This window comes from Thermococcus sp. JCM 11816 (genome assembly GCF_055396515.1).
The window spans coordinates 1,231,422-1,257,171 of record NZ_AP043741.1; the positions used below are offsets into that span (position 1 = coordinate 1,231,422).

The 25,750-nt window shown below is 51.8% G+C and carries 29 protein-coding genes and 1 tRNA gene; 15 read left to right on the forward strand and 15 right to left on the reverse strand.

The genetic code is table 11. The features are described 5' to 3' along the window. Positions 1–343 precede the first annotated feature (343 nt). The 3 genes from ACZ5TN_RS06970 to coaD form a co-directional block, all read right to left on the reverse strand. Positions 344–419, reverse strand: a tRNA-Gln gene (locus ACZ5TN_RS06970). Between the two features lie 76 nt (positions 420–495). Continuing rightward, positions 496–1,176, reverse strand: a complete 681-nt coding sequence (gene tpiA / locus ACZ5TN_RS06975; RefSeq protein WP_464917561.1) for a triose-phosphate isomerase — start codon at positions 1,174–1,176, stop codon at positions 496–498. A gap of 32 nt (positions 1,177–1,208) precedes the next feature. Beyond that, positions 1,209–1,706, reverse strand: a complete 498-nt coding sequence (coaD, locus tag ACZ5TN_RS06980; RefSeq protein ID WP_464916336.1) for a phosphopantetheine adenylyltransferase — start codon at positions 1,704–1,706, stop codon at positions 1,209–1,211. Positions 1,707–1,773: 67 nt separating this feature from the next. Between coaD and ACZ5TN_RS06985 the strand changes: the two genes are divergently transcribed. The 3 genes from ACZ5TN_RS06985 to ACZ5TN_RS06995 are packed head-to-tail and all read left to right on the forward strand — an operon-like array spanning position 1,774 to position 4,889. Continuing rightward, positions 1,774–3,096 carry an acetate--CoA ligase family protein gene (locus tag ACZ5TN_RS06985; RefSeq protein WP_464917562.1) on the forward strand — a complete coding sequence of 441 codons (1,323 nt, stop codon included), beginning with the start codon at positions 1,774–1,776 and terminating at the stop codon, positions 3,094–3,096. Positions 3,097–3,156: 60 nt separating this feature from the next. Beyond that, entirely contained in the window at positions 3,157–4,134 is a 978-nt protein-coding gene (locus ACZ5TN_RS06990) for a bifunctional N(6)-L-threonylcarbamoyladenine synthase/serine/threonine protein kinase (RefSeq protein ID WP_464916337.1), read from the forward strand. Further along, entirely contained in the window at positions 4,125–4,889 is a 765-nt protein-coding gene (locus ACZ5TN_RS06995) for a DUF835 domain-containing protein (RefSeq protein WP_464916338.1), read from the forward strand. Before ACZ5TN_RS06990 ends, ACZ5TN_RS06995 begins: the two co-directional genes overlap by 10 nt. Here ACZ5TN_RS06995 and ACZ5TN_RS07000 read toward each other — a convergent pair. From ACZ5TN_RS07000 to ACZ5TN_RS07020, 5 genes are read right to left on the reverse strand one after another with little or no spacing between them, the layout of a single operon-like run. Beyond that, complete coding sequence (locus ACZ5TN_RS07000; RefSeq protein WP_464916339.1) at positions 4,886–5,722, reverse strand: NAD(+) kinase; 837 nt, start codon at positions 5,720–5,722, stop codon at positions 4,886–4,888. The genes ACZ5TN_RS06995 and ACZ5TN_RS07000 overlap by 4 nt on opposite strands. A 38-nt stretch (positions 5,723–5,760) precedes the next feature. Beyond that, on the reverse strand, positions 5,761–6,786 hold the full coding sequence (locus tag ACZ5TN_RS07005; protein WP_464916340.1) for a flippase-like domain-containing protein: 1,026 nt from the start codon (positions 6,784–6,786) through the stop codon (positions 5,761–5,763). A gap of 2 nt (positions 6,787–6,788) precedes the next feature. Continuing rightward, the gene (locus ACZ5TN_RS07010; RefSeq protein WP_464916341.1) at positions 6,789–7,940 is read right to left on the reverse strand and encodes an NOL1/NOP2/sun family putative RNA methylase; all 1,152 of its coding nucleotides are present in this window, start codon (positions 7,938–7,940) and stop codon (positions 6,789–6,791) included. Positions 7,941–7,949: 9 nt separating this feature from the next. Beyond that, positions 7,950–8,477 carry a DUF3201 domain-containing protein gene (locus ACZ5TN_RS07015; protein ID WP_464916342.1) on the reverse strand — a complete coding sequence of 176 codons (528 nt, stop codon included), beginning with the start codon at positions 8,475–8,477 and terminating at the stop codon, positions 7,950–7,952. A 39-nt stretch (positions 8,478–8,516) separates the two neighbouring features. Beyond that, the gene (locus ACZ5TN_RS07020; protein WP_464917563.1) at positions 8,517–9,431 is read right to left on the reverse strand and encodes an LEA/WHy family protein; all 915 of its coding nucleotides are present in this window, start codon (positions 9,429–9,431) and stop codon (positions 8,517–8,519) included. 71 nt (positions 9,432–9,502) lie between these two features. Here ACZ5TN_RS07020 and ACZ5TN_RS07025 point away from each other — a divergent pair, with 71 nt between their 5' ends. The 3 genes from ACZ5TN_RS07025 (at position 9,503) to ACZ5TN_RS07035 (ending at position 11,051) form a co-directional block, all read left to right on the forward strand. Next, positions 9,503–10,018, forward strand: a complete 516-nt coding sequence (locus tag ACZ5TN_RS07025) for a CDP-2,3-bis-(O-geranylgeranyl)-sn-glycerol synthase (RefSeq protein WP_464916343.1) — start codon at positions 9,503–9,505, stop codon at positions 10,016–10,018. A gap of 66 nt (positions 10,019–10,084) precedes the next feature. Beyond that, positions 10,085–10,351: a ubiquitin-like small modifier protein 1 gene (locus ACZ5TN_RS07030; protein WP_011251068.1), complete on the forward strand. Its 267-nt coding sequence runs from the start codon at positions 10,085–10,087 to the stop codon at positions 10,349–10,351. A 1-nt stretch (position 10,352) separates the two neighbouring features. Next, complete coding sequence (locus tag ACZ5TN_RS07035) at positions 10,353–11,051, forward strand: ThiF family adenylyltransferase (RefSeq protein WP_464917564.1); 699 nt, start codon at positions 10,353–10,355, stop codon at positions 11,049–11,051. On the opposite strand, the gene ACZ5TN_RS07040 is transcribed toward ACZ5TN_RS07035, so the two are convergent. Next, a complete protein-coding gene (locus tag ACZ5TN_RS07040) occupies positions 11,044–11,634 on the reverse strand; it encodes a hypothetical protein (protein WP_464916344.1) in 591 nt (196 codons plus the stop codon). The genes ACZ5TN_RS07035 and ACZ5TN_RS07040 overlap by 8 nt on opposite strands. 329 nt (positions 11,635–11,963) lie before the next feature. Here ACZ5TN_RS07040 and ACZ5TN_RS07045 point away from each other — a divergent pair, with 329 nt between their 5' ends. Both ACZ5TN_RS07045 and ACZ5TN_RS07050 read left to right on the forward strand, forming a co-directional pair. Further along, positions 11,964–12,389 (forward strand): molybdenum cofactor biosynthesis protein MoaE, encoded by a 426-nt coding sequence (locus ACZ5TN_RS07045; protein WP_464916345.1) that lies wholly within the window; start codon positions 11,964–11,966, stop codon positions 12,387–12,389. Positions 12,390–12,483: 94 nt separating this feature from the next. Beyond that, positions 12,484–13,416 (forward strand): SPASM domain-containing protein, encoded by a 933-nt coding sequence (locus ACZ5TN_RS07050; RefSeq protein WP_464917565.1) that lies wholly within the window; start codon positions 12,484–12,486, stop codon positions 13,414–13,416. On the opposite strand, the gene ACZ5TN_RS07055 is transcribed toward ACZ5TN_RS07050, so the two are convergent. Next, entirely contained in the window at positions 13,413–14,333 is a 921-nt protein-coding gene (locus ACZ5TN_RS07055) for an Lrp/AsnC family transcriptional regulator (RefSeq protein WP_464916346.1), read from the reverse strand. The two genes, ACZ5TN_RS07050 and ACZ5TN_RS07055, sit on opposite strands and share 4 nt — an antisense overlap. Before the next feature lie 67 nt (positions 14,334–14,400). Here ACZ5TN_RS07055 and ACZ5TN_RS07060 point away from each other — a divergent pair, with 67 nt between their 5' ends. From ACZ5TN_RS07060 to ACZ5TN_RS07070, 3 genes are read left to right on the forward strand one after another with little or no spacing between them, the layout of a single operon-like run. After that, positions 14,401–14,889 (forward strand): adenosine-specific kinase, encoded by a 489-nt coding sequence (locus ACZ5TN_RS07060; RefSeq protein ID WP_011251062.1) that lies wholly within the window; start codon positions 14,401–14,403, stop codon positions 14,887–14,889. Positions 14,890–14,934: 45 nt separating this feature from the next. After that, complete coding sequence (locus ACZ5TN_RS07065) at positions 14,935–15,489, forward strand: XTP/dITP diphosphatase (RefSeq protein WP_464916347.1); 555 nt, start codon at positions 14,935–14,937, stop codon at positions 15,487–15,489. Between the two features lie 55 nt (positions 15,490–15,544). Further along, positions 15,545–15,997, forward strand: a complete 453-nt coding sequence (locus ACZ5TN_RS07070; protein ID WP_011251060.1) for an Lrp/AsnC family transcriptional regulator — start codon at positions 15,545–15,547, stop codon at positions 15,995–15,997. Positions 15,998–16,060: 63 nt separating this feature from the next. Here the strand turns inward: ACZ5TN_RS07070 and ACZ5TN_RS07075 are convergent, their stop codons facing one another. Continuing rightward, positions 16,061–16,894, reverse strand: coding sequence for a radical SAM protein (locus ACZ5TN_RS07075; protein ID WP_464916348.1), 834 nt, complete (start codon positions 16,892–16,894; stop codon positions 16,061–16,063). A 72-nt stretch (positions 16,895–16,966) separates the two neighbouring features. Continuing rightward, positions 16,967–20,350 carry an MMPL family transporter gene (locus ACZ5TN_RS07080; protein WP_464917566.1) on the reverse strand — a complete coding sequence of 1,128 codons (3,384 nt, stop codon included), beginning with the start codon at positions 20,348–20,350 and terminating at the stop codon, positions 16,967–16,969. A gap of 130 nt (positions 20,351–20,480) precedes the next feature. Between ACZ5TN_RS07080 and ACZ5TN_RS07085 the strand changes: the two genes are divergently transcribed. Next, complete coding sequence (locus ACZ5TN_RS07085) at positions 20,481–20,987, forward strand: PadR family transcriptional regulator (RefSeq protein ID WP_011251057.1); 507 nt, start codon at positions 20,481–20,483, stop codon at positions 20,985–20,987. On the opposite strand, the gene eno is transcribed toward ACZ5TN_RS07085, so the two are convergent. Beyond that, positions 20,968–22,260 carry a phosphopyruvate hydratase gene (gene eno / locus ACZ5TN_RS07090; protein WP_464916349.1) on the reverse strand — a complete coding sequence of 431 codons (1,293 nt, stop codon included), beginning with the start codon at positions 22,258–22,260 and terminating at the stop codon, positions 20,968–20,970. The genes ACZ5TN_RS07085 and eno overlap by 20 nt on opposite strands. 111 nt (positions 22,261–22,371) lie before the next feature. Here eno and ACZ5TN_RS07095 point away from each other — a divergent pair, with 111 nt between their 5' ends. From ACZ5TN_RS07095 to ACZ5TN_RS07105, 3 genes are all read left to right on the forward strand, one after another. Next, positions 22,372–22,677: a hypothetical protein gene (locus ACZ5TN_RS07095; RefSeq protein ID WP_464916350.1), complete on the forward strand. Its 306-nt coding sequence runs from the start codon at positions 22,372–22,374 to the stop codon at positions 22,675–22,677. Positions 22,678–22,774: 97 nt separating this feature from the next. Continuing rightward, positions 22,775–23,449, forward strand: coding sequence for a deoxyribose-phosphate aldolase (deoC, locus tag ACZ5TN_RS07100; RefSeq protein ID WP_464916351.1), 675 nt, complete (start codon positions 22,775–22,777; stop codon positions 23,447–23,449). After that, positions 23,442–23,726 (forward strand): family 4B encapsulin nanocompartment shell protein, encoded by a 285-nt coding sequence (locus ACZ5TN_RS07105; protein ID WP_054839569.1) that lies wholly within the window; start codon positions 23,442–23,444, stop codon positions 23,724–23,726. Before deoC ends, ACZ5TN_RS07105 begins: the two co-directional genes overlap by 8 nt. Here ACZ5TN_RS07105 and ACZ5TN_RS07110 read toward each other — a convergent pair. Continuing rightward, the gene (locus ACZ5TN_RS07110; protein WP_464916352.1) at positions 23,723–24,322 is read right to left on the reverse strand and encodes an ECF transporter S component; all 600 of its coding nucleotides are present in this window, start codon (positions 24,320–24,322) and stop codon (positions 23,723–23,725) included. The genes ACZ5TN_RS07105 and ACZ5TN_RS07110 overlap by 4 nt on opposite strands. Before the next feature lie 42 nt (positions 24,323–24,364). Next, positions 24,365–25,702, reverse strand: coding sequence for an ornithine aminotransferase (locus tag ACZ5TN_RS07115; protein WP_011251051.1), 1,338 nt, complete (start codon positions 25,700–25,702; stop codon positions 24,365–24,367). Positions 25,703–25,750: the final 48 nt, after the last annotated feature.

A 25,750-nucleotide genomic window follows, 5' to 3' on the forward strand; every position in this document is an offset into this window, starting at 1 on the left:
GCACTATACGGTGATAAAATCCTTTTGAATCAGCCAATGAAAGTAAACCCCCCATAAAATGAGCGTGCTTAAAAGTGCATACTCTTCTTCCGCCAGCGTTGAAGCTTTTAGAAAAAGCTTCACCAAAAGTTTGAATGTCTTCTTGATGTTGGCTTGATGCGATTAGATTCTCTTTGGTAGATGGGCAGAGAAGTGTGGGTTTTCTCTTCTTTTAACGCCCTTCGGGCGTTATACTGCGAGCAAACCCCTTGAGGATTTCCAATTTATGGTGAGAATCACTGAAAAGCTGGGCACTCAAAAGGACATTCCATCTTTGATGAAACTTTGCCCAGCAAAGTTTCTATGGTAGCCCCGCCGGGATTCGAACCCGGGTCGCGGGATCCAAAGTCCCGCATGCTTGGCCGCTACACCACGGGGCTGCCCGATAGAGAGACCCGAGTTTTGGCTTATAAACTTTAAGACTACAAAACAGTGCAAAAGTTTGAAAAAGAGGTATCAGATAATAAGCGACACGAGGTCCCTTATCGCCTTCTCTGGGTCTTTGGCCTTCGTGACGCCGCTCGCGAGGAGGACTCCGACGCTTCCGAGTTCGAGTGCCTTCTTGACGTCTTCTCCCGTGGAGATGCCAGCTCCAGTTAGGACTCCAACGTCCGGGTTTACCTTTTTCACGAGCTCGACGGTGTTCGTGACGACCTCGGGCTTTGCCTTGCTCACTGGGATTCCGGTCCCTATTAGCTCTGGCGGCTCAACGGCAACGTAGTCCGGGCCAAGGGCAGCGACCGCCGCTGAAACCGCCGGGTTGTTGGAGCAGACCATTGTCATCAGCCCGACTTCTTCAGCTCTTCTTATCGCCGCTTCAAGGTCGGCCAAAATCATCCTGTTCTCGGAGTGGTTGAGGAGCGTTCCGACAGCCCCGGCTTCCTTAACGGCCTCTGGAAGAACGTGGCCGGTGTGGCTTCCGGGCTTTATCGGGTCAATGTGCTGTGCAAAGACTGGGATTTCAACGCTCTCAGCTATCATCCTCAGGTCGGCCAGCTGGGGGGCAACGACGATCGTTATGCCCGTATCCTTCCAGACTCTCTCAGCCGCCTTCGCTATCTCCAGAGCCCTCTTTCCTGTTGCCTCGATGTAGGTCTTGAAGTTTATCGCTATAATAGGCTCCTTTAGCTTCGCCATGGGTATCACCGTTAGTGTTATCACTTTTGGGCTTAAACGTCTTTCGGAGAGTTTCCTTTCCAATGGAGCGGCCTTCCAAAGGGGTCAATCAAGCCGGCACGGATTAAAGAAGAGCTTATCTTGTCCCCGAGGTAGCTCTTTATTATGGGAATCGTCACGATGTCGAGCGGCTTTAATCCCTTCTCCTCGCGCGCCCTGTTCACGATGAGAGCTCCTTTGTACGTCTCCTCGCTGACGACTATGGCCTCGAGACTTTTCATGCTGTCAGCGAAGCCTATTGCAGTATGTATCTTTATTATCCTGTAGTTGGTGTAGCCGTTTACCTCAATGAACTTGAGAAGATCCTTAAGGCGGTGCTCATAGGGGAGTATCCTCTCGGCATAGGGCTTGTTCCTGACCATCTCGTCGGAAGTCAGGCCGATATAGACTATCTTCCCTACCTCGAAGGCCTTTCTGAGCAGGGCCTTGTGGCCGAGGTGAAGCCTGTCGAAGGTTCCACCAACGACGACTTTTCGGTACTTTTTCTTCATGACATAATTTACTCATGCAGACCAATAAGCTTTTTTGTCCCGCTGAAAACGGTAAGTGGTGGTGATGATGAGCCTAGACTTCTTTTTCTATCCGTCAGGCGTCGCCGTCTTCGGCTCGTTCAGGAAGGGAGCTATAGCCTACGAAATCCTGAGGAACATCGTCGAAGGGGGCTTTGAGGGGAAGATAATTCCAGTGAACCCAAAGGGTGGAACCGTTGAAGTGAGCGGTAAAACCTTCGAAATCAGGGAGAAGCTGGACGAGCAAGTTGATACGGCCATAATAGCGGTTCCAGCCAAAATCGTCCCTGCGTTGATTGACGAGATAGGGCCGCTCATCAAGGGTGCCGTGGTTATCTCGGCGGGATTTTCTGAGGTCGGCAACGAGGAGCTGGAGAGGGAGCTTGTGAAGAAAGCGAGGAAGCACGGCGTAAGGCTGATAGGGCCGAACTGCGCGGGTATCTTCGGTGTTCACGGGAAGTTCTTCGGCTCCTTCGAGGTTCGCGTTAAGCCCGGTGGACTGGCATTGATCAGCCAGAGCGGCGCCTTCGGCGGAGCGGCGCTGGCAATGGGAAACGACGAAGGCATTGGCTTTTCCGCCTTCGTCTCCTACGGAAACGCTGCCGACCTAAACGAGAGCGATTTTTTAGAGTACTTTGCCGACGACGAAAATACCAAGGCGATAGCCCTCTACATCGAGGGTGTGAAGGACGGGAGACGCTTCCTTAACGCGCTCCGCTATGCTTCATCAAGGAAGCCCGTTATAGTTCTCAAGGCCGGAAAGAGTGCAAGCGGTGCCAAAGCGGCAGCGTCCCACACTGGCTCTTTGGCTGGGAGTTATGAAATCTACCGCGCGGCGTTCAAGCAGGCGGGAGCGATAGAGGTCGAGGAGATGGAGGAACTGTTCGACGCGGCGAAGGCCTTCGAAATGTACCAGAGATCTGGAAAGCGCGTGGCTGTTATCACTAACTCCGGGGGGCCGGGTGTTCTGGCAACCGACAAGCTCGAGAGGCTCGGCCTTGAGATAGCGAAGCTGGATGAGAAAACGGTCGAAAAGCTCCGCTCCTTCCTCCCGCCTCAGTGCTCAGTGAAGAACCCGATAGACCTGATAGCGGATGCGGACTACGAGCGTTATAGGAAGACTATCGAGGTCGTCTGCAGGGACGAGAACGTTGATGCACTCCTCGTTATCTGCGTGCCGCCGATATTCATACCAAGCGAGGAGATAGCGAGGGCAGTTATAGAGGCAGAGTGCGACAAGCCGGTAATAGTGAACTTCATGGCGGGTGAGCTGGTTAGGGACGGCGTTGAACTCCTCGATGAGCACGGCATTAAAAACTTCCCGACGCCCGAGAGAGCGGCGAGGGCACTGAAGTGGCTCTCGATGAGATAGCCTGTTCTGGGCTTCCAATACCAAACCCTTTTATACCCTCTCCTTTTAGCATGCCTTGGCATGATAGCGCTTGGTATAGAGGGTACGGCACACACGCTCGGCATAGGCATAGTGACTGAAAAGAGAGTCCTCGCCAACGTATTTGACACTCTCACAACAGAAAAGGGTGGCATCCACCCAAAGGAGGCTGCCGAGCACCACGCGAGGCTACTAAAGCCGCTCCTCAGGAAGGCCCTCGAGACGGCTGGGATAACCATGGAAGACGTTGACCTGATAGCCTTCTCCCAGGGGCCTGGACTGGGGCCTGCACTCAGGGTCGTTGCAACAGCAGCGAGGGCGCTAGCGATAAAGTACAACAAGCCGATAGTCGGCGTGAACCACTGCATAGCCCACGTCGAGATAACGAAGATGTTCGGCGTTAAAGATCCAGTCGGCCTCTACGTGAGCGGTGGGAACACGCAGGTTTTGGCATTAGAGGGCGGTCGCTACCGCGTCTTTGGCGAAACCCTCGATATTGGAATAGGGAACGCGATAGATACCTTCGCGAGGGAGCTCGGCATAGGCTTTCCGGGGGGACCTAAGATAGAGAAGCTCGCCCTAAAAGGGGAGAAGTACATTGAACTGCCCTACGCTGTCAAGGGCATGGACCTGAGTTTCTCGGGCGTTCTTACTGAAGCCGTCAGGAAGTACCGCACTGGCAAATACAGGATTGAAGACCTCGCTTACTCCTTCCAGGAAACGGCCTTCGCAGCCCTCGTCGAGGTCACAGAGAGGGCAGTTGCCCACACTGGCAAAGAAGAGGTTGTCCTGGTCGGAGGAGTCGCGGCAAACAACAGGCTCCGCGAGATGCTCAAGATCATGGCTGAGGACAGGGGGATTGAGTTCTTCGTACCGCCCTACGACCTCTGCAGGGACAACGGGGCCATGATAGCCTACACAGGCCTGAGAATGTACCGCGGAGGAGTTAGGTTTAAGATTGAAGACACAGTGGTCAAGCAGAAGTTCCGCACTGACGAGGTGGAAGTGGTATGGGACTGATAGTACCTGGGCCCGTTTTTGTATTCGATGTTATTCTCTTCCTCGCTATTGGGTATGCTATTGTATTCCTTATAAGGAGGCTCAACAAATACGGGGATCCTCAGTTAAACAATTTTATTAAATGGTCGCTGGTCTTCCTCGTGATAGGGGAGCTTGGTAGAATAACCGATTTGATTGACGATTTCTGCTGTGCTGGCTCGTTCGATACCCTTCAGTATGTTACGTATTTCATCTCCATCATCGGCATTATATACTCTGTTATCCACTACGTAAAGCTTGTAGAGATGAGGTACCTGCCTGCCGCGAAGAAAGTTCCCAAGTTGCGGACCTCGTTTAAGGCCCACATAGTCTTTTCCAAAAACAGATTGCTCGACGTTATAGACGTCCTCAAGGAGGGAGACTTCCCAGTTCTTGTCATAACGAGGTCTCCTGATTTTTATTCGGGGCTCAATAGGGAGAACGTTTCTGCCATATGGGTCACGCAGAGCGGAAAAGGCGTCGCACCAACCGCCCTCCACGTTCTTCAGGGAATCATCCTCGATTTCGTACAGGAAAATCCAGGCTCGGTCGTTATAATAGACTGCCTCGAGTACCTCATGCTCTACAACGACTTCAAATCAGTCCTCAAGTTCCTGTCCGCGCTCAAGGACTACGTGGTGATCCAGTACGGCTCGGGACTGATAGTCTTCGTTGACGAAGAAGTGCTGAGCAACCAGGAGAGAGCACTCCTTCTGAAGGAGTTCGAACCGCTCTAAAACCTGCTCTTTATCTTCATAGTGTACTTGGGATATATCTCCCTGTTGAAGCGCACGAACTTAGTTTTTCTTGGCGATCTGACTATCGTTATCTCTGTTTCTGGCGAGAGGTACGTGTAAAACTGTCCGTCCACTGAAAGGATTACCTCCCTAGTCATGGCAACGTTCCTGACGTCTATCCTGCTGGAGGACGGTACTACCATGGGCCTTGAGCTGAGGGCTATGGGAGCTAGAGGGGCTATCACGACAACGTCAAGTCTCGGATCAACGAAGGGGCCGCCCGCGCTCATCGCGTATCCTGTTGAGCCCGTTGGCGTGGAGATGATGAGCCCGTCGGCACGAACCTCGTCAGCCAGACCGCCGTCGATGTAGTACTTCAGGTGAATTATCTTCCCAGGAATCCCAGTAAGTACTGCGACCTCGTTGAGAGCATCGGGGACTCGGTTTTCTTCGTCAAGGAACGTTCTCAGCTTTATCCTCTCGTCTATGTGGTAGTCTCCCTCTATAACCCTGCTCAGGGCAAAAAAGGTCTCGTGGGGTTCAACCTCCGTCAGAAAACCGAGGGTGCCCATATTAATGCCTAAAATCGGTATCTCCTTCTTTGTTTTGTGCTCCACACGGAGTATCGTACCGTCACCGCCGATAACGACTATGATGTCGACATCAAACTCCTCCAGGGGGAGAACGTCGTCCTCACTGAACTCTCCAAGGTACCTGTAGGTGTCCTCATCCACCACGACATCAAAACCACTAACCTTGAGGAAATCGTAAACCCTGTAGGCCAGCTTCAGTGCCTCCAATTTGTCTCTCCTGGCAACGACACCGAACTTCATCGAACCACCGAGGGCACTTCTCCTTAATCCTTGGGGATTTACCTAATTAAACCTTTCTTTTTCCTGCGAATTTTTGCCCCGAGGTGGGTCGTCGCCAGTGCCCCCACCACAGTCGGTATCCAGTAGGAGATGAGCCTATCAAGGAGCGTAGCGGTGACGGCGTGCTCTTTCTCAATCCCAAGGAGAACGTAGGTTGCTGAATTGACCGTCTCTATGAGGCCCGCCCCTCCAGGAATCACGCTCAACATTCCAACTACCATCCCGACCATCTGAACGACGACAACGTCCGCAAACTTTATGGGATACCCTATGGCGAGGAAAGCATAATAGCCCCTAACAACGACGGTTAGCCAGGAGAGTGTGGAGTACACAGTGGCAAGTAAAAAAGCCCTCTTGTGGGTTATTAGAAATCTAAAATCGTTCTGGAAGCGGGGAACGTCGACTTCAACAACCCTCTCGAACTTCTCGCGGTACTTTTCGGCCACCAACGGCAGGAAGCGCTCTACAAGCCTGAAGAACCAGCGGAGCGCCCCCTTGGTCTTCCTCTCGCTTAGAAGGATTCCCAGGGTGAAGGCAACAAGACCAAAAAACACAACATCCAGGAAAATCAGGATTATCGCCAGCGACCTTGAACCGAGGGAATAGACGTACGCGGTGGCAACGGCTAGCATTCCCACCACTGGAATGAGGTCAAGTATTCTGTCCATCATCACAGTCGCGAAAACTGGACCATAGGGCATCTCAATTTCTTTGGCCAGAAAATACGTCCTCACTGGCTCCCCTCCGCCTCGCGCCCCAGGAGTCGCGTTGTTCACGAAGATGCCGGCCATTAAGGCCATTAAGACCTTTGAAAACGGAGCGTCCATATTGAGGGCATCTATCAGAACCTTCCACCTCATTGCCCAAGCTAAGAGGCCAAGCAGATACATAAGAAACGCCAGAACAAGATATTTAGGCTGGGCATCCTTTAGGATGGCAATTACCTCATCTATCCCAGCCCACCAGAGGAGAGCGGCGATGATTCCCATCGCGACACCAAAAAGTGAAACCTTTTTCCAGTCCATCCTCACACCTTCCTGAGCTTCGCTATAAAGAAGCCCTGAGTCAGGTGCCTGTTCGGATAAAACCTCTGGACGCCCTCCATGTCAATTCCGGGGGATGCTATGAAAATGCTCTGCTCTTCAAGCTTCAGGCCTTTTTGGAGCATGTATTTGACGTTGGCCTCGTTCTCCTCGTAGCTGATTGTACATGTTGAGTAAACCAGCGTCCCCCCCTTCCGAAGGGACTTTATAGCGGCCCAGATGAAGGCCCTCTGGTATCTCGCGGTTGCCTCAATGTCCTTTGGCGTCCGCGTCTCCCAGAGCTTGGGCCTTATGCCGAGCGCGGTGCAGGGGGCATCGAGGAGTATCTTATCGGCTTCAATCCCAAGCTCGGGGAGCTTTCTAGCATCCATGTGGATGAGCCTGACGTTCTTCACGCCGAGCCTCTTAAGTTCCTCCTCCATCTTCCTCAGCCTGTTTCTGGACTTGTCTATGGCTATTATCTCCCCCCTGTTCTGCATGAGCTGGGCTATGTGTGAGGTCTTTCCTCCAGGGGCCGCGGCCATATCAATGATGAGGTCCTCTTCACTCGGCTCCAGGACTCTTGAAGCTACCATCGAGGGCAGGCTTTGAGCGTAGAAGAGACCCTCTTTGAAACTCTCCAGCTCGCTCAAACTTGGGAGCTTGAACTTCGGCAGTGTTACCTCAACCGCCAGTCCCCTCGTGGCGGTTACCATCTCCTTCCCGCTCATCCTCGCGATGCCGATTCCGACCAGAAGTCCTCTCGGATCCCTTATTTCAACCTCGTCACCGGGCTTTATACTCTTATCAGCCTTCAGAACTCCCGGGGCGTAGAGCATTGCTCCCTGATAGACGCTCTCGCTGGCAAACTTGTTCGCGACAACCTTCTTGAGGCCTGGATCGTAATCATCATCGAAGTTCGGCCCCTCCCTCTCGAAGTAAATCCCCTCCTCAAGGTAAGGACTCCTCTTGGGCTTCAATCCCTCTCTCCTCAGCCGCCTCATCAGCTCGCTCCTGCTCGTCTTTAGGGTGTTCACCCTGATGTAGTACTTCTCGACTGGAGTTCTCAATGATGCCATGATCTCTTCTGCCTCGCTCCCAAAGAGCTTTCTGTAGTAATCCCTGAGCTCGGCCGGAAAAGCCTCCTCGTAGCCCATAGACACACCTCAAAGGTCAAAGATTTCAAAGCGCTTTCCGAGTTCTATAACCTTGAAAAGGCCCTCTTTAAGCTTTTCAACATCGTCAAAGTTGGCCTCGAACTGGAAAACCTTTTCAGGACTTTCATGTATTCTCTCGACGATCTCCTCCGACAGGGGACTGTCCCTCATGCAGTTGTAGACGTCGTTGAGGAAGTCCTCACTTCCGTAGATGAAGCTCTTCGGAAAGGCTTCGAGAAATGCCTCAAGAAAGTCCTCGCTAATCTTCTCCTTTGGAACCGCAACGACGAAGTAATAGCTTTCAGGAGTTGCGCCAACTTCAATCTGGGGCTTCACTTCAAAGGCAGGGTGGGGATAGAGCATCTGCCTCCACTCGCCGTCAAGGAAAAGGTACGCTCCAAAGACCTCCTCAACGTCTTCCACCTTAAAGCCGAACCTTGGGAGTTCCTCCTTGAGCTCCTCGTTGAGCGTGAATACATCCTCCCAGAGCTTGTTAAGGAACTCATGAACGGCTCTCACGTCAAATTTTCCCCTCATGCTCTCACCAAAAATAAGGGGAGAAAAGCGGTTTAAAAGTCATTCCCTAGGAGAAATCCCCGAAAGGGCATCGTTTATGCTGGCCATTATGTCCGTCTGTATTATTATCCTCTCACTTGTAAGCTTTATCCTGGAACTCTTACCGCCCGCGCTCACTGTTATGTAGAAGTTTACCTCAACTGAGCTCTCCTCTCCGTTCTTTATGTGGGCTACCAGAACCATCGGAAGGTACTCCGAATATATCTCAGTGTCAATTGGAACCGTCGCAACGCCTCCAGCCGGTATCGTAACTCCCTGACTGATGTTTCCAACACCTACTTTTATGCCGTTTACAGACACCTCGAACTCAAGGTTTGAGACTGGAATGGGGAATGAGTTCGGATTCTTCAGCATTGCATAGGTCTTCAGATTCCAGACGCCGTTCTCAGCTCCCAGCCAAACTACTTTCGTTCCCTCAACGGACGGAGTGTAGAGGAGACCACCAAAGATCGGCTTGCTCTCGGCTTTGAAGTCCATCTGGCCGAGGATGTCCTGCTGGAATTCCCTGGAGAAAGTGAGAGTGGGGTGAAGCAGACCGAAAAGCCCCAGCCTAGCCTCGACGCTGAGCTCACCGTGCTGGTTGCTCTCAAAGTACCTTTCGAGTGCCCTTACTAGTTCATTTGGGTCGATGCCTATCACGATTCTTGCGTTTGATTTCGTGGGTGAGTAGTCAAATTCCTCAAGGGAAGCGACTTCAACGCCGTTGAACTGCATTGAAAGGCTCTCAACGGAAGCCGGGACAAGGAGAGCCTTTCCAAGCTCTGCATCGACCACTACCTCAACCTTCTCCTCGCTCACGTTGCCCCACTCTGCCGTAAGGAGAGGGTTTATAGTCATCACAGCGTAGGCGACGTAAGCTCCCCACAGGGCTAGAATCAGAACTATCAGGATAACAACCGCAATGGCTTTCTTCATAACTTCCACCTTGTAATCCAACCGCCTTAATCCTTATAAGCGATTCTACCGGCCATAAAGTAGGTGATTAAATGGGCTGGCTTTCATCAATCTTCTGGGCGTTCTGGTACATACTTCCCGCTTACTTCGCCAACGCATCCCCTGTCCTCGTTGGGGGAGGTAGACCCATAGACGGTGGTAGGGTCTGGAAGGACGGCAGAAGGCTTCTGGGAGACGGAAAAACCTGGAGGGGATTCATTGGGGGCGTCCTGATAGGGACTTTGGTCGGGGCAATCCAGTACTTCATAACCCCAGATTTCTACGGAAGCATTGAGACTGCCGTAAAGCTCGCATTTCTCCTCTCATTCGGCGCTCTTGTCGGTGATCTCGTCGGAAGCTTCATTAAGAGGAGAGCAAACCTCCCGAGGGGCTATCCTGCTATAGGACTCGATCAGCTCGGCTTCCTCATAAGCGCTCTGGCATTCGCCTACCCTGTAAAAACTCTTTCCAGCGGGCAGATAATCTTCCTTCTGGTCGTGTCCCCGTTCATTCATTGGGGGGCCAACTACTTCGCCTACAGGATGGGTTGGAAGAGCGTGCCATGGTAGAGCTTCACAATTTTATCCTGGCAACCCTTTTTAACTCCGCCTTCTATTTTATCCCGGTGATGAAAGGTGAGAATAAAAGTCAGATACTTCGCCCGCTACCGCTCCCTCGTGGGCAAGAGCGAGGAAGAGCTGGAAGTTCCCGACGGGATAACCGTGAGAGACCTCATTGAAATCCTGAAGGAGCGCTATCCTGTCCTTAAGAACGAAGTTTTTGCCGAAGATGACGACCTTGCCGATGTCAACGTCTCCAGAAACGGGCGCTACGTAAGGTTCGACGAGGTGTTGAAGGACGGGGACGTAATCGCGATATTCCCGCCTGTAAGTGGTGGTTGAGATGCTGACCGAGAGAGAACTTGAGAGGTACGACAGGCAGATAATGATATTCGGAAGGGAAGGGCAGGAAAAACTGAAGGGCGCAAAAGTCGCAGTCGTCGGTGTTGGCGGCCTCGGCAGTCCCGTCGCGTATTACCTGGCCGCCGCTGGAATAGGCACCGTTCTCCTCATCGACGAACAGACTCCCGAGCTGAGCAACCTCAACAGGCAGATACTCCACTGGGAGGAGGATGTTGGAAGGAGGTCAAAGCCAGAGTCAGCTAAATGGAAGCTCGAACGCTTCAACTCCGACATAAAGATAGAGACGTACACGGGAAGGCTTACAGAGGATAACATCGATGAAGTCCTTAAGGACGTTGATATCGTGGTTGACTGCCTGGACAACTTCCAGACCCGCTACCTGCTCGACGAGTACGTTCATAGAAAAAGAATCCCGCTCGTCCACGGCGCAGTGGAAGGCATGCACGGGCAGGTGACTACGATAGTTCCAGGCATCACAAAGAGCCTCAGGGAGATTTTTCCGAAAGTTAGAGAAAAAGAGGAGAAGTTCCCGATAATCGGTGCCACAGCGGGGGTGGTTGGTTCGATACAGGCAATGGAAGTCATCAAACTGCTGACGGGCATTGGAGAGCCTCTGTTGAACAAGCTCCTTCTGATAGACTTAGCCTTGAACATCTTCGAGGTGGTGGAACTTAAGTAGTCGGAGGCTCCACTTCCCTTTTCTCGTTTATTGAGGTTATTCTGACCGTGCTCTTCCAGGTTCCGGCCTCAACTACATCCACATGCCCAAATGGGCCCTCACTTGAGATTCTCACCAAGAGCGAATACACCAGCTTTACCTGGGAGATTGTGCTGTTGGCAATGCGGATCTCCAGGACTGCGTCCGTTATCGTCACGTTTGAATCGCCCGGACTAAGATATGCCTCGGCTAAGGGAAGGATAACGTCCTCCGATAGTGAGTACACGAAAACAGTAGTCCCGTTCTCGGTGTATTTAGCGAGTGGCCTATCCTTGATCGCTCTCTCAACTATCTTTATGGGATGGGAATCCCATAGGGTCGTGAAGTTAATCTCATTGACTCCAAAGCTGGTCTTTATGTAAGTCTTGTTCCCTATTACAATCTGGAGCATATTGTCAGTCAGATTATCCGGGAGAATTGTGATCGTGGAGTTAACCAGAGCCTTTCTCCCCACAGTATCAACGTATCCATTCTCGATTATCAGCATGCTAACGTTGGTATTCATTGTGATGTTGCCTTCGGTTGTGGTCACATCAAGCTTCATAAGGGCATTCTGATGGTATGAGTAGGTTTCTATTTTCCCGACTATGCTTTCAAGGTCAACGTCTCCTGTTTTTCTATTAGAAGACGAGGAGTCGATGCCAGTGTTCGTTTTTGTGCTATTTATGTCACTGGTATGTATTGAGTCGGCGGTTTCAGGTTTAGTACCGGTCGTTGTATCTCTCCCCAAGCAACCGGCTGACGCAACGATTAGGATAGCTATTAAAAGCCCCAAGACTCTTTTTCCATTCATGCTCTTCACCCCTTGAATTCTAATTCCCCTCCATCGGTAGGTTTAATTGAGTTTCGGACAATGACATATGGGTGATTCCGATGAAAGTCAGACTCACCAAAGATAAATTCAGCGTTGATGAGGCGATTTCTCAGCTCCGAGTTCCAGAGTCCGGCGCCTACGTTGTGTTCCTCGGCCAGGTCAGGAACGAGAACCTTGGAAGAAAGGTCGAGAAGCTCATATACGAGGCTTACCCAGAGATGGCCGAAGCAGAGATGGAGAGGATAAGAGAGGAGGCACTCAAAAAGTTCCCGATTCTAGACATGGTAATATGGCACAGATACGGAGAGCTTGATGTCGGCGAGGACACAATACTGATCGTGGTGAGTGCCAAGCACAGGAAGGAAGCGTTTAGGGCCTGTGAGTGGGCAATTGACGAGGTAAAACGAAGGGTCCCAGTGTGGAAGAAGGAGGTCACCCCCGAAGGAGCTTTCTGGCTTGAGGGAGACAGGGCTGTGGGGGAGTAATTTTCCATTTTTTGCTTACTTTTTCTAGTAGTTTGCAAAATCGGAATAGATAAAGTATATATACTCCGAAGCAAATCTTTTTTCGGTGAGAATCGTGGAGAGGGTTGAGTCGATTGCCACCCCAATTAGCATGACCAATAAAGTCAAGAACGTAATCATTGGCAAACCTCCATGGAGCAATAAGAAGCACAGGGGGAAGATAGAGAGGCTCATCCTCCAACTTGGCGCAGGAAAGGGAAAATTTTCAGAGGTTACCGGAATTCCGAGGTCAATTGGGTGCATAGGAAACAACCGGTTCATCCTCAGAAGGGAGCCTTTGAGCCTGGAGGAATTCAAAAGGGCTATACTCGAGTTCAGGAAAATGGGCGGTAAGGAGCTCTGGCTAACCAACTACGATAGCATTGAACCTCTGATGGCGCTGGCTAACTTTGCATCTGAAATAGAAATCCCTGAAGTTTATGCGGTTGTTAGGTTCGAAGACATTCCAAAGATTACGCCAGCAGAAGAGATTCGCTTCATAGCCGAGATAAAGTACCCTGACGTCGGACCAGAGGAACTGTCCGGCTATCCATGGCTTCACGGAGTTCTGGCTGTTGTGGATCCAGACTACCTAGAGGATGTTATAAGAGAGAGCTTTCAAGGGGAGCTATACGTGGACGTATTATATCCAGGTTCCGTTAAAAAAATCAGCTTTAACACCATAGAAGTCAGACGCATACTGAACCCGACCACGGAGAAGTACCACGACTGTCTCGCTGGAACAGTCGCGGTTACGGCCGATGGCTACGTACTGCCATGTCCATTACTCAGAAACTACATCGTTGGCGATCTGAAAAAAGAGAGCCTCAGGAAGGTAACCCGCAGAAAACGCCTCAGGGCCTTCTGGAGAATGACCAAGGATAACATACCCGCATGTTCCAGCTGCCCATTCAAGTACATCTGCCATGACTGTAGAGCACTTGAGTATCAAGCTACTGGTGAAATAGACGGACTTGAGTACTGCCCACTCATCCTAATGAGGCTTTAAAACTCAAGTATTGATCTGTAGCCGCTCCCGTCTTTTTTCACCATTCTCTGGAAAGCCATCCTGGAATTTCTGTCGTTAAGCTCCTTGAAGGTCGGATCAAAGTACTCAACAAGGATTTTCTCAACGTACCTGCTGAACTCCAAGATTTTTGAACCCATATCCTCCTTTGAGGAGAAGAACCACTCTAAGATATACCCCTCTCCCGGGAGCACGCCAACGGTAATCTCATAGTCGTTGAATCGTTTAAGCACCTCTTCGTCAAGCTCTTTCGCGATTCCGATAACTCCTCGATCCGAGACATTCATGTCGGGGAGAGGAACAAAATTAATCAGTATGCCCTTCTCCTTCAGGCGGTTTATCATGTACCTGACGGTGGGCCTTGACTTGCCGAGTTTTTCTGCAATTTCAGTGATAGGTGTTCGAGCGTCCCACTTGAGGATGTCCATTAGGAGGGCATACTCATAGCCAAGATCCCAGTCCCCCCACTCATCGGGAAGTTCACCCTTAGTGTACGCCCTAACCTCATAGTACTCGAAGTCATCTGAGTACTTTCCAAGCATTTCATCTATAAGATCCACTTGGTCATGCGGAACCTGGAAATATAAGGACAAACCGTTCTTAAAGCCAAAAGCCGGATTCACATATTTAATAAAGGGGTTCTTGGTTAGCTGTATTGCAGTCTCAAGAAGGCTCTCAGGAGAAACCGCAAGAAAAGCAACAAAGCTCTTGAGACCTATAATTCTTATGTTGTACCTTGCGCTCACAGTTAGGTATTTACCATAGTACTTGTCATAGATGCGCTTAAGCTTGTAATAATCTAACCCCTCTTCCCGGGCTATGCTCCTAAGGCTTTCTAGGGGGTATTTGCTCAGCAGCTCCACCAAAAACTCGATCTCTTCAAGCTTTACTTCCCCCATGTTCAAACACCACCGACCCAGAAAAGTTATATTATCCGACAATTAAAAACTCTTCTGGTGATGCCGGATGGTCAGGATAGAGGTCGTTGACATAGAAAAGCCCGAGGGGGTTGAGGTCATAATCGGGCAGGGCAACTTCTCGATATTCACCGTTGATGACCTCGCCAGGGCTCTTCTGACGGCAGTTCCGGGGATAAAGTTTGGAATCGCAATGAACGAGGCAAAGCCCCAGCTCACCCGCTTCACAGGAAACGACAAGGAGCTTGAGGAGCTCGCAGCCAAGAACGCCGTGAAGATAGGGGCCGGCCACGTCTTCGTCATCCTTATGAGGAACGCATTCCCGATAAACGTTCTCAACACCGTCAAGAACCACCCGGCAGTTGCAATGGTCTATGGAGCTAGCGAGAACCCGTTCCAGGTCATAGTGGCCGAGACAGACCTCGGAAGAAGCGTCCTGGGCGTCGTGGACGGCAAGGCCGCGAACAAGATCGAGACGGAAGAGCAGAGAAAGGAGCGCAGGGAGCTCGTCGAGAAGATTGGCTACACGATCCACTGACATCAAACCTTTTATGCCGTTTCTCCTTCTCTTTTCGGTGGTTGCATGAGGCTGGCCTTTGTGACGTCTAATCCTGGAAAGGTGGAAGAGGCGAGAAAGTACTTTGAACCGCTGGGAGTCGAAGTTTACCAGCTAAAGGTCAGCTACCCAGAGATACAGGCGGACACCCTCGAGGAAGTGGCCGAGTACGGGGCAAAATGGCTGGCACAGAGAGTAGATGGACCTTTCTTCCTCGACGATTCGGGGCTCTTCGTTGAAGCTCTAAAAGGATTTCCAGGCGTTTACTCCGCCTATGTTTACAAAACGATTGGATACCAGGGGATTCTGAAGCTCCTCGAAGAAGAAACAAACAGAAAAGCCCATTTCAAGAGCGTGATAGCCTACTGGGACGGCGAGCTACACATCTTTACCGGCCGCGTTGACGGCAAAATAGCAACGGAACCCCGGGGAAGTGGCGGCTTCGGGTTCGACCCGATTTTCATACCTGAAGGCTTCGACAGGACGTTTGCCGAAATGACAACGGAGGAAAAGAACCGCATATCACATCGTGGCAGGGCGCTGATGGAATTTGCCAACTGGCTGAAGGAAAACCTTAAATAAGTAGAGACTTCAATTAGTCCAGATTTTTGTTGAACAAATGACAACGGGGATAGCGATGACGGGAGGATTGGATGCCATAGACGTTAAGCTGCTTAACGAACTGAAGGAGAACGCCAGGGAGAACATAGCCAGCCTCAGCAAGAAGCTCGGGATCCCGAGGACCACAGTCCACTACAGAATAAAGCGCCTCGTGGACGAGGGCATCATAGAGAAATTCACGGTGAAGCCGAACTACAAGAAGCTTGACCTGGGGACTACTGCCTTCATACTGGCTCGCTACGACCCCGATTCAGGCCTCACCCAGAGGGAGGTTGCCGAGAGAATAGCGGCCCTCGATGGTGTCTATGAAGTCCACATAATCTCTGGAGAATGGGATATGATGATAAAGGTCCGTGCTCCAAGCGCAGAAGAGGTAGGTAAAATCGTTGTTGATAAGTTAAGGGAGATAAAGGGAATCGGACAGACGGTTACAATGGTCTCGTTCGTTACCGTAAAGGAAGAACTTTGAAAATAGAGGGCGATGATCGGCGTTCTCCTTTCTGATTTGTGATGATGCGAGGTTTGGTGAGCCCTACATAACGCAGCACTCGTAGATAATCTCAACGTCCCTTATCCCTTTTGCCCATTCGATAACTTTTCTGGGCGGATTCGTCAGTCTGTCAACGCCTGTTAAGATTGCCCCTCTGTCAAACTCCAACCTCCATCTTCCGAGAGGTCTCATACAGCCTATGCTCAGCTCGCCATCGAACATCTCACGCGCGTACTTAACGACTTCAAGGCTCTCCTCGACGCTCGGCTTTGGAATGTTCTCCATTTCTGTGCCTTTTGTTGGAATTAGAACGTCGAGAACGAGCACGTCTATCGGATATTTTACCAGCATGTCTATGGCTTTGTACTCCCAGTGAATCTTTCCGAAATCCAAACCTATCGTTATGTGCGGTGCGACTCTCACACCGGCTTCAGTTAGAATGTCAAGAACCCTCAGATAGTCCTCAACAGTCTTGTCTATCTTGTAAACGCGCCTTATCACGTCGTTGTCACCAACGAAGTCAAGGGAAACGACATCAACGTATTTAACCCACTCTAGGTCGCTCTCATCAATAAAACCCACGTGGGCGTTGAGCTTGAGGTTCGTTCTCTTCTTAATTTCCTTTATCTCCTCCGCATAAAAGTCGAGCGGAACCTTCAGGCGTCCATCCATGCCACCGCTCAGGAGACAGCCGTTGTAACCCTCCTCCGCTAACTTGAGGCAATAGCTCAAAAGTTCACCACGTTCGGGCTTTCTCATGCCTTCGAGGTAGTGCTTTCCGCAGTGGGCGCAGTTCAGGGCGCAGGCGTTGCCCGTGACCGAGATTGAAGGGAACTTGATACCGGGGATGTAGATTTTGAGCTTTTTTCGCTCCATTCTTACCCTCCAGAAAAGGACAGTGTCCAGAGAATATAACCCTTTTGGGACAAAAATGGGAAAAGAAGGAAATCATTCCTTCTTTGCATCCTTCTGGTTCTTGAACAGCGGCCACCAGGCCTTCTCCCCGAAGAGGCTCATGAAGGCTGGCCCAATGAAGTACACTGCCATAACAGCTGTCAGGAGGATTCCCGCTGAGAGGGCAAAGCCCATCTCCCTCGTTCCCCACGTCGAGCTGAGCATCAAGGCTCCGTAGGTGCTGGCCAGGACGACTGCAAGGCCTATGACGAGCATGTCCATCGTTCCTGCCGCGACTATGAGGGCTTCCTCGGGCTTCCTGCGCTCGAACTCGTCCCTGGCCTTAACCAGATAGAAGCTGTTGTAGTCAATGCCGACTCCCATGAGCACGACGAAGACCATCAGCGGCAGGAACCACATGACTTCTTGATTGAAGACCTTGCCGAAGAGCCACGTTGATACCCAGATGCTCGTCATGACGCCCATGAAGATGGTGATCATTGTCGAGACGACCGCCGGGAGTCCCTTGAGCGTCGGGATTAGCGACAGGAACATCAGCACCAGCGCCACTGGGATTATCCTGTGCCAGAAGATATCGTTGATTCTGTCTGTGAGGTCCATTGAGAGCGCCGCTCCACCGCCGACGAGGCCCTCCCTTATCTTGCCCTCCTTCTCAAGCTCGGCCATGTAACTCCTGAGGCCCTTGACGAGCTCCTTCGCCTTCTCGTCAGTTGGAGCGTAGACCGGGTCGATCTGTATCATGACCATGGTACCGCCCTTTGAGATGAACCTGTCCCCACCGAGGGCCTTGATTGCTGAAAGCGTGAGGTTGCTGACCGGCTCGCCGTAGGGTCTAGTTGGTGAATAGACAGCCTTAACTCCCTCCATTCCCGCTATGTGGGCCGTTATCTCGTCGATCAGCTTAAGGTCGTCGTCGGTAATCTTGTGTCCAATGTCTATGATCACGTAGTTCGGCGAAGTTATCGAGGCACCGAGCTTCTCCTGGCTCAGCTCCATGAAGGTGAGAGTTTCACTGCCCTCCGGCAGGAATAGGCTTATGTCGTGGGTTCCCTCAAACGTGAAGAACGTGTACGTTGCCGGAACCGCTATGAGCAGGCCAATGAGGAGCACTACCTTGGCATGCTTAACGACCCACTCGGCTATTCTACTCCTCTCGTGGACGTCCATGGTTTCAATGTGCTTGATGTGCCTTGGCCACCAGAACCAGCTCTTATCGCCTATGAGTGCTGTTATTGCCGGGATGAACGTAAGGCTCGCTACTAGGACAGTAACAACGGCAAGCGGCGCGATTATGCCAATCTGCTGGAATATCGGGAACTCCCATGCCAGAACGAAGCTGGCAAAGGCTATGATGTCTGTGAACGCACTCGCAAGGACTGCATCCTTAGCCCTCCTAAGTGCCTCTGCGACCGCTTTCTCGTGGTCGTAGCCCTCAGCAATGTACTCCTTGAAGCGGTGGACGTAGTAAGTCGAGTAGTCAATTCCAAGACCGAGGGCTGTGGTGATCGTCAGCATCTGTGCCCAGCTTCCGACGTTGAGTATCCCGCCCTTGGCCAGGAGGTAAGCTATTCCGAGGGCCGTGAGTGCAGACGTTGCAACACCCGTGAACGGAAGGAACGTCGCCAGGAGGGCGCCGCCCATCAGGATGAAGAGCACGATGAGAGCGCCTATGATGCTCGCCTGGCTCGTCTTCTGGTTGTCTTCCTGGCCGTACTTCGTCATCTCGTGCATCTGGACGGGGGTGCCACCGAGGGCGCCTTTGACCTCAGGGAAGTACTTTCCGAACTCCTCGAGGGCCACCTTCTTGACTTCCGTCGCGTTCTGGGCGAGATACCTGAATTCATCGCCGCTCGGACCTGGCCTTCCAAACGGTATGAAGGTTATCAGGAGCGTAGTGTTGTCGTCGCTTTTGAGCATGCTCAGGTAGGTTCCAGCCTTTTCCTTGACGATTGGCCAGAGCTGTTCTGCGAGGGGCTTGACATCATCTTTCGATATTGCCTGGGGGTTGTCCTTGAACTTGAAGGCGATGTCCACGAGAAGGTCCTGGTCAAAGTTGAACTCCACTCCGTAGGGGTTGTTCTTGGCGTAATCGGACACCATGGACTTAACGGCGTCCTTCACAAGTTTTTCGAGCTCTTCCTCGCTCATCGGGTAGTTCTGGATGGCCTGCTCGATGAGGTTGTTCATAACCCCCGCGAACTCTTCAGGAATTTCCTGGCCTGCCATCTGTTCCTGCATTCCCTTCAAGAACAGCTCTCTAGCAAGCTCTTTCGGGTCTGCGCCGTTGTAGAGAGCTCTGACCAGCTTCTCGGTGTCCTCAGTCTTCTGCGGGGACAGGGCAAGAACCACACTGACAGTTGCATCTTCGAGTTTTTCGCCGCTTATTATTCCATAGGGGTCTTTGACGACCTCGCTCACGATGACCTCTGCAAGGGCCTCTGGGTTCGGAGCGAGGCCCCTCATCTGCTCGGCTATTTGGGCCTTGAGCATGTTCTGTGCCATGGTGTCGATTACAGTCTCGTTTCCTCCGCTCTCGTAGAGCTGGAAGAGAACTTCTTTCGGAATCTCAAACGGGAGGGGAGTTCCGGCACTCGTTATCATGCCGTACACGAGTTCAACCGTCGTGTTTTCAAGCAGCCCCTTGTTGGAGAGAAGAGTTCCCGTGCAGTAGGGGTCGGCAGAGACAACCGCCTGCACGACCGCAGGGACAATGGCCTGCTGACTCTCGGGAACCTTGACCATCAGTTCGTTCTGGAGTGCCTGTGCCCTCTCCTGGGCTGTCATGTTCGGGTTCTGGGCGCAGAGCTGGACGTAGATGCCATCGGCCATCTGAAGCAGTCCTGCAGTCGCGTTGAGCTGGGTGTAAAGGGACGTAAGGTTGTTCTTAAGGGCAACGTATCCCTGGGCTGTTCCGACGAGGCTGGTTTTTACCATATCAGTTGTGTTCTTGAGGAGAAGAACCTGGTTGAGGGCCATACCATAGCCATCGTGGGCGCCTTTGACGCTCGTGTAGAGAAGCCCCGTTATGTTGGCGGTCATCCTTGTTACGTTGAGCGTGAGCTCGTAGTCCATTTCCCAGAGCATATCCAGGGCATCGTAGTAGGATGTAACGTTGGAGGCGTACTTGCCCTCAACCCGGTCTTTGAAAGAATAGTAGGCCTTCCTCGCGTTTTCATCGTTCACGTTGATGTTCGTGATGAGAAGGTACGTGAGGTTGTCGTTCTGTGCTCCCGTGAACTCCTGGGCCATTAAATCCTGAACTTTGATTGACTCGATTTCGTGGGAGACCATCTGCTCCGTACTGTAATCGGTAAGCTCACTCAGTTTTCCTGCGAGCGGCGCCATGAGGACTATGATGACTATCCACGCCGCCAGCACAATCTTGGGATGTTTCGCTATCCAGTCGTTCCACGCCATTGCCACCACCCCAACCTTTTTAAGAGGTTGACAGTTATATGTCAATAGTAAATCTGTCTGATTCAAATATGTTTAATCCAAACATATGTGGCGGACCCTGATTTATAAGCCTTTCGAGGGCGGTGAGCGTATGTTGCCCGAGGAGAAAATAGTGAGGGACATGTTTACGGTTCCAATAAAGAACATGATACTGCTGATAATCGGGCTTAGAGGAGAGACGCACGGCTATGAAATCCTCAAGGAGATAGAGAAGATAGCCTGGGGGATATGGAAGCCGAGTCACGGGAACCTCTACACCATGCTCAACAAAATGGTCGAGGAGGGCCTTATAGAGCCCAAGGAAGAGTACCAGGGAAGGAGGAGGCGCGTAAAGTACCGACTCACCGAGAACGGCTGGAGGTGGCTCCAGGAGGCCAATGAGCTGGCCCTTAAATCCCTCTACGTGGCCATCGAGTACCATGAAAGAATGAGGAAGAAGCTCCAGGAGAAGGGCTACAGCAGGCAGGAGTTCGAAAGGGAAGCGATTAAGGAGTACCTTAAAATCCTCGACGGCATAATACAAATTCTCGAAACAAAGAGGGAACAGCTGAGAAAAATGCTGGAAGAAGGAGAAGAAGTCACAGGAACGGGTTCCTGAACTTCTTTCCTGGATAGACGGCTATGCCCTCGAGCTCCTCCTCTATCCTTATGAGCTGGTTGTACTTGGCGTTCCTGTCGCTCCTGGCCGGGGCACCGGTCTTTATCTGACCCGCGTTGAGGGCAACGGCGAGGTCTGCTATTGTTGCGTCCTCCGTTTCTCCGCTCCTGTGGGAGACGACGACGCCGTAGCCTGCTCTGAAGGATGTGTAGGCGGCATCTATTGCCTCGCTGAGGGTTCCGATCTGGTTGACTTTGAGGAGGAGCGCGTTCGCTGCTCCCATCTCAATACCCTTCCTTATCCTCTTCGGGTTGGTGACGAAGAGGTCGTCGCCGACGATCTGTATCTTGCTTCCAAGCTCCTTCGTTATCATGACGAAGCCTTCCCAGTCCTCCTCGTGGAACGGGTCTTCGATTGAGACTACTGGATACGTCGTGACGAGCTCGCGGTAGAGCTCGAGGAGCTCACCCTTGTCGTACTCCTTCCCAGCAACAACGTACTTGCTCTTCTCGGTGTCGAAGAACTCGCTGGAAGCGGCGTCGAGGGCGAAGGCTATCTCGTCGCCAGGCTTGTAGCCTGCTTCCTCAATAGCCCTGATGAGGACTTCGAGCGGCTCGGTAACTTCCTTCATCGGCGGGGCGAAGCCACCTTCATCTCCGACGTTCACAGCATTTCTCCCGTACTTCTCCATGATGACCTTCTTGAGGACGTGGTAGGTCTCGCTCACCCACCTTATAGCCTCTCTAAACGAGTCCGCTCCAACGGGCATGATCATGAACTCCTGGAAGTCGAGCTCGTTGCCAGCATGCACACCTCCGTTGATGACGTTGCTCATTGGAACGGGCATGACGTAAGCGTTGGTTCCTCCTATGTACTGGTAGAGCGGCAGTCCAAGTGCGTTGGCGGCCGCCTTGGCAACGGCTAGAGAAACGCCGAGTATTGCGTTAGCACCGAGGTTGCTCTTGTTCTCTGTCCCATCGAGCTCGAGCATGAGGGTATCAATGTCCCTCTGCCAGGTGACGTCCATTCCGATGATCTCGGGGGCGATTATCTTGTTCACGTTCTCAACGGCCCTTCTGACACCCTTCCCGTGGTAGCGGCTTCCACCGTCGCGGAGCTCAAGAGCCTCGTGGGTTCCGGTGCTTGCTCCGCTCGGAACGGCGGCCCTGCCCATGCTTATCGGGGTGTAGACCTCGACCTCAACCGTTGGGTTTCCCCTGCTGTCGAGGATTTCCCTCGCTATAACGTTGGTTATCTCAAACGGGTTCTCCATGCTAATCACCTCGGGTGATATTTTTCGTTCCCTCTTATAATTCTGATGGTCAAAATCTAGGGGACGAATTTTTAAAATGCTAATTTCACCTGATTATCAGGGGTAAACAAGATGAACTGGAAAAAGCAACTTCGAGAAGAGGGCTGCCTGGAGATACCCGGTTTTCGAATAGAGCTGACCCTAGACAATACTTTCCTTGACTTGGATTACATCCCAAGAATAATCGTGTACGACGAAAAAACTTCCCGCTGGTACGTCCTCAGGAACCCCATACCCAAAGGAGAAACGTTGGAAGAGAACTGGGACAACGCAGTTGAAGTACTGGAAATGATCGTTAAGGGGGAGATCGAGCCTAATTTGGGCGACGAAGATGTCTCAAACAGATTTCTAAGGGTGCTTAGGAGGAATTTGTTATAATCTTCCGGAACTACGCATTTTTGATGATGGAGTACTCATTTTTAGCGGGAAAAATCCTAAATACTGTAATGAACCTAACTTTAAGCAGGGATGTAAGATGAACAAGAGGGAGATTGCACGATATATTGACCACACGAACCTGAAGCCCTATGCCACCAAGGAGGACATAATAAAGCTCTGCGATGAAGCCATTGAGTACGGTTTCTACGCGGTCTGTGTCAATCCTTACAGAGTCAAACTCGCCAAAGATTACCTGAGAGAGAAGAACGCCAACGTTAAGGTTGCGAGCGTCATAGGCTTTCCGTTGGGAGCAACCCCAACGGAGGTCAAGGTCTTCGAGGCAAAGAGGGCCCTTGAAGATGGCGCAGATGAGCTCGACATGGTGATAAACATCGGCGCCCTCAAGGATAAGGACTACGAGTACGTAAAGAACGACATAGCGGAAGTTGTCAAAGTCGCCCACGAGAGAGGGGCCAAGGTAAAGGTAATCATCGAGACCTGCTATCTAACTGAGGAAGAGAAAGTTAAGGCCTGCGAGCTGGCGAAGGAGGCCGGCGCCGACTTCGTTAAGACCTCGACCGGCTTCGGAACAGGAGGAGCGACTGTTGAAGACGTCAGGCTGATGAGAAAGGTAGTTGGGCCCGAGATGGGCGTTAAAGCATCTGGCGGGATAAGGACGTATGAGCAGGCTCTTGAGATGATAGAGGCAGGAGCCAACAGGATTGGAACCTCAAGTGGAGTAAAAATAGTAGAGGGTGCTCCAGATGAGTGAGATACTCGAAGTGATAAGGAGAGTAATAGAGGAGTTAAGATCCGAAGGAATGAATCCCAACATAATGCTGGCGGGCCCGCAGTTCATAGAGTACTCAAAAGATGCACTGAAGCAGATAAACCTCAAAATATACAGAATTGAGGAGCTTGGCTATGATGCAGTCATAGCAGACTCCAACTATCTGGGCCAGATAAAGAAGGCATCAAGAAGAGTTTCCGTTGAACCCATAATCGAAGAAAAGGAAGTGTGGAACGAGATTAAAAACCTCGACGTCTAAATTAGTGCCTCCACTTCTGGATATCTCTTTTTTATTGCGTTCGTGAGCAGTGTTCCTACGATAATTCCCGTAACCGCCTGAAGGAGATTCCCCGGTACTTCTTCAAGCGCGGCCGGAACTCCGAAGGCGTAGGCCTCAAAGAGGAAGTAACCTGTGACCATCAGGAGCCCGCCTATTGTTCCACCAACGATGAGCCCTGAGTTCCCCTGCATTCTCTTCGCCACATATCCCACCACAAGTCCCTCAATGCCCTTGACGACCAAGGTTATAGGAGCCCATCCAGGATAGCCACTAATGACGTCACCGAGTGCTGAACCGACGCCACCTGCAAACGCTCCAATAACAGGACCAAAGAGCATCGCCGTGAACATGACCATGGTGTCTCCGAGGTTTATGTAGCCACTGGTTGCCGGCGTCGGAATCTTGATAACATAGGTTGCCACGGCAACGAGCGCGGCAGCAATGCCGGCTATGGCTATTGTGTTAACGCTCTTGAACTTCTCCCTGTTAACCCAGATGTAAGCCAGAAACACCACTATGGCTAAGAGGAAAACGTAGGGTGTGTAGTGGGCAAGCTCGCTTATTATATCCGTCATCTTGCATCACCAGAATAAAAAATAGGGGGAAGTTAAAAGCTTTCACTTCAGAGCAGCTTTGAGGGCCTCCTCGAATATCTCCATGGCAACGTCGATCTCTTCCTTGGTGACGATGAGCGGCGGTATGAAGCGGATGCTGTTGTCGCCGCATCCGAGGAGGACGAGACCGCGCTTGGCTGACTCCTTGACGATCCTGTCCCTCAGCTCGGGGTACTTCTCCTTAGTTTCTTTGCTCTTGACGATCTCGACTGCCTGAGCAAGACCGAGACCCCTGGCATCGCCGATGACCTCGTACTTCTCCTTGAACTCCTCAAGGTACTTGTGGAGGTAGTCTCCGACCTCCTGGACGTGCGGGAGGAGCTCCTTGACGATCTCGACGACCTCTATTCCAGCGGCAATGGCAACCGGGTTTCCTCCGAAGGTCGTCGCGTGCCTGCCGGGCTTGTCAAAGGTTATGTCCGCCCTGTGAATAACGCCAGCCAGCGGGAGACCACCGCCAATGGCCTTTCCGAACTGGATGAGGTCAGGTTCAACGCCGAAGTGCTCGATAGCCCAGAACTTTCCGGTTCTTCCTATGCCCATCTGAACTTCATCATCGGCGAGGAGTATTCCGTACTCGTCGGCGAACTTCTTGAGGGCCTTGAAGAAGCCCTTCGGCGGGACAACGTAGCCGCCCTCACCCTGTATCGGCTCGAAGAAGATAGCTCCAATCTCGTGCGGCGGAACGTGCCTGAAGACGTACTCCTCGATGAAGTCGAGAACCCTGTTGGTTAGCTCGTCGGGTTCTTCGTAACCGTCAATGCCCCAGGTGTTCCTGTAGGGGTTCGGGTAGGGGATGTGGGTAACGCCCGGCATGGTCGGGAAGAAGCCATCCTGCTGGACCCACTTGCTCGCGGTGAGGCTGAGAACCGCCTGCGTCCTTCCGTGGAAGGCGTGGTAGAACGCTAAGAACTGCTTCCTTCCGGTTCCGTACTTGACGAGCTTCATGGCAGCTTCGTTGGCCTCGGCACCGCTGTTGCCGTAGACGACCTTCCTCTCGATGTCACCGGGGGCCAGCTCGATGAGCTTCTCGGCGAGGATTATCGCGTTCTCATAGAAGAAGTCGGTCAGTGAGTAGTGGGTGAACTTCTCGGCCTGCTTCTTTATGGCCTCGACGACCCTCGGGTGGGAGTGGCCGACGTTTATGACACCAACGCCGCTCGCGAAGTCGTAGAAGACGTTTCCGTCAACGTCATAGACCCTTATACCCTCACCGCGCTCGATGACTATCGGGAGGTTCTCTGGGTCCTGGGTTGTCATGGCCAGATACTTGAAGTTCCTCTCAATAACCTCCTTGGCCTTGGGCCCCGGGAGTTCCTTAACGTTCGGTCTAACCACCATGCGCATCACCGGAAGAACGTTGTCCTTCCCCTATATAAGCCTGTGTTC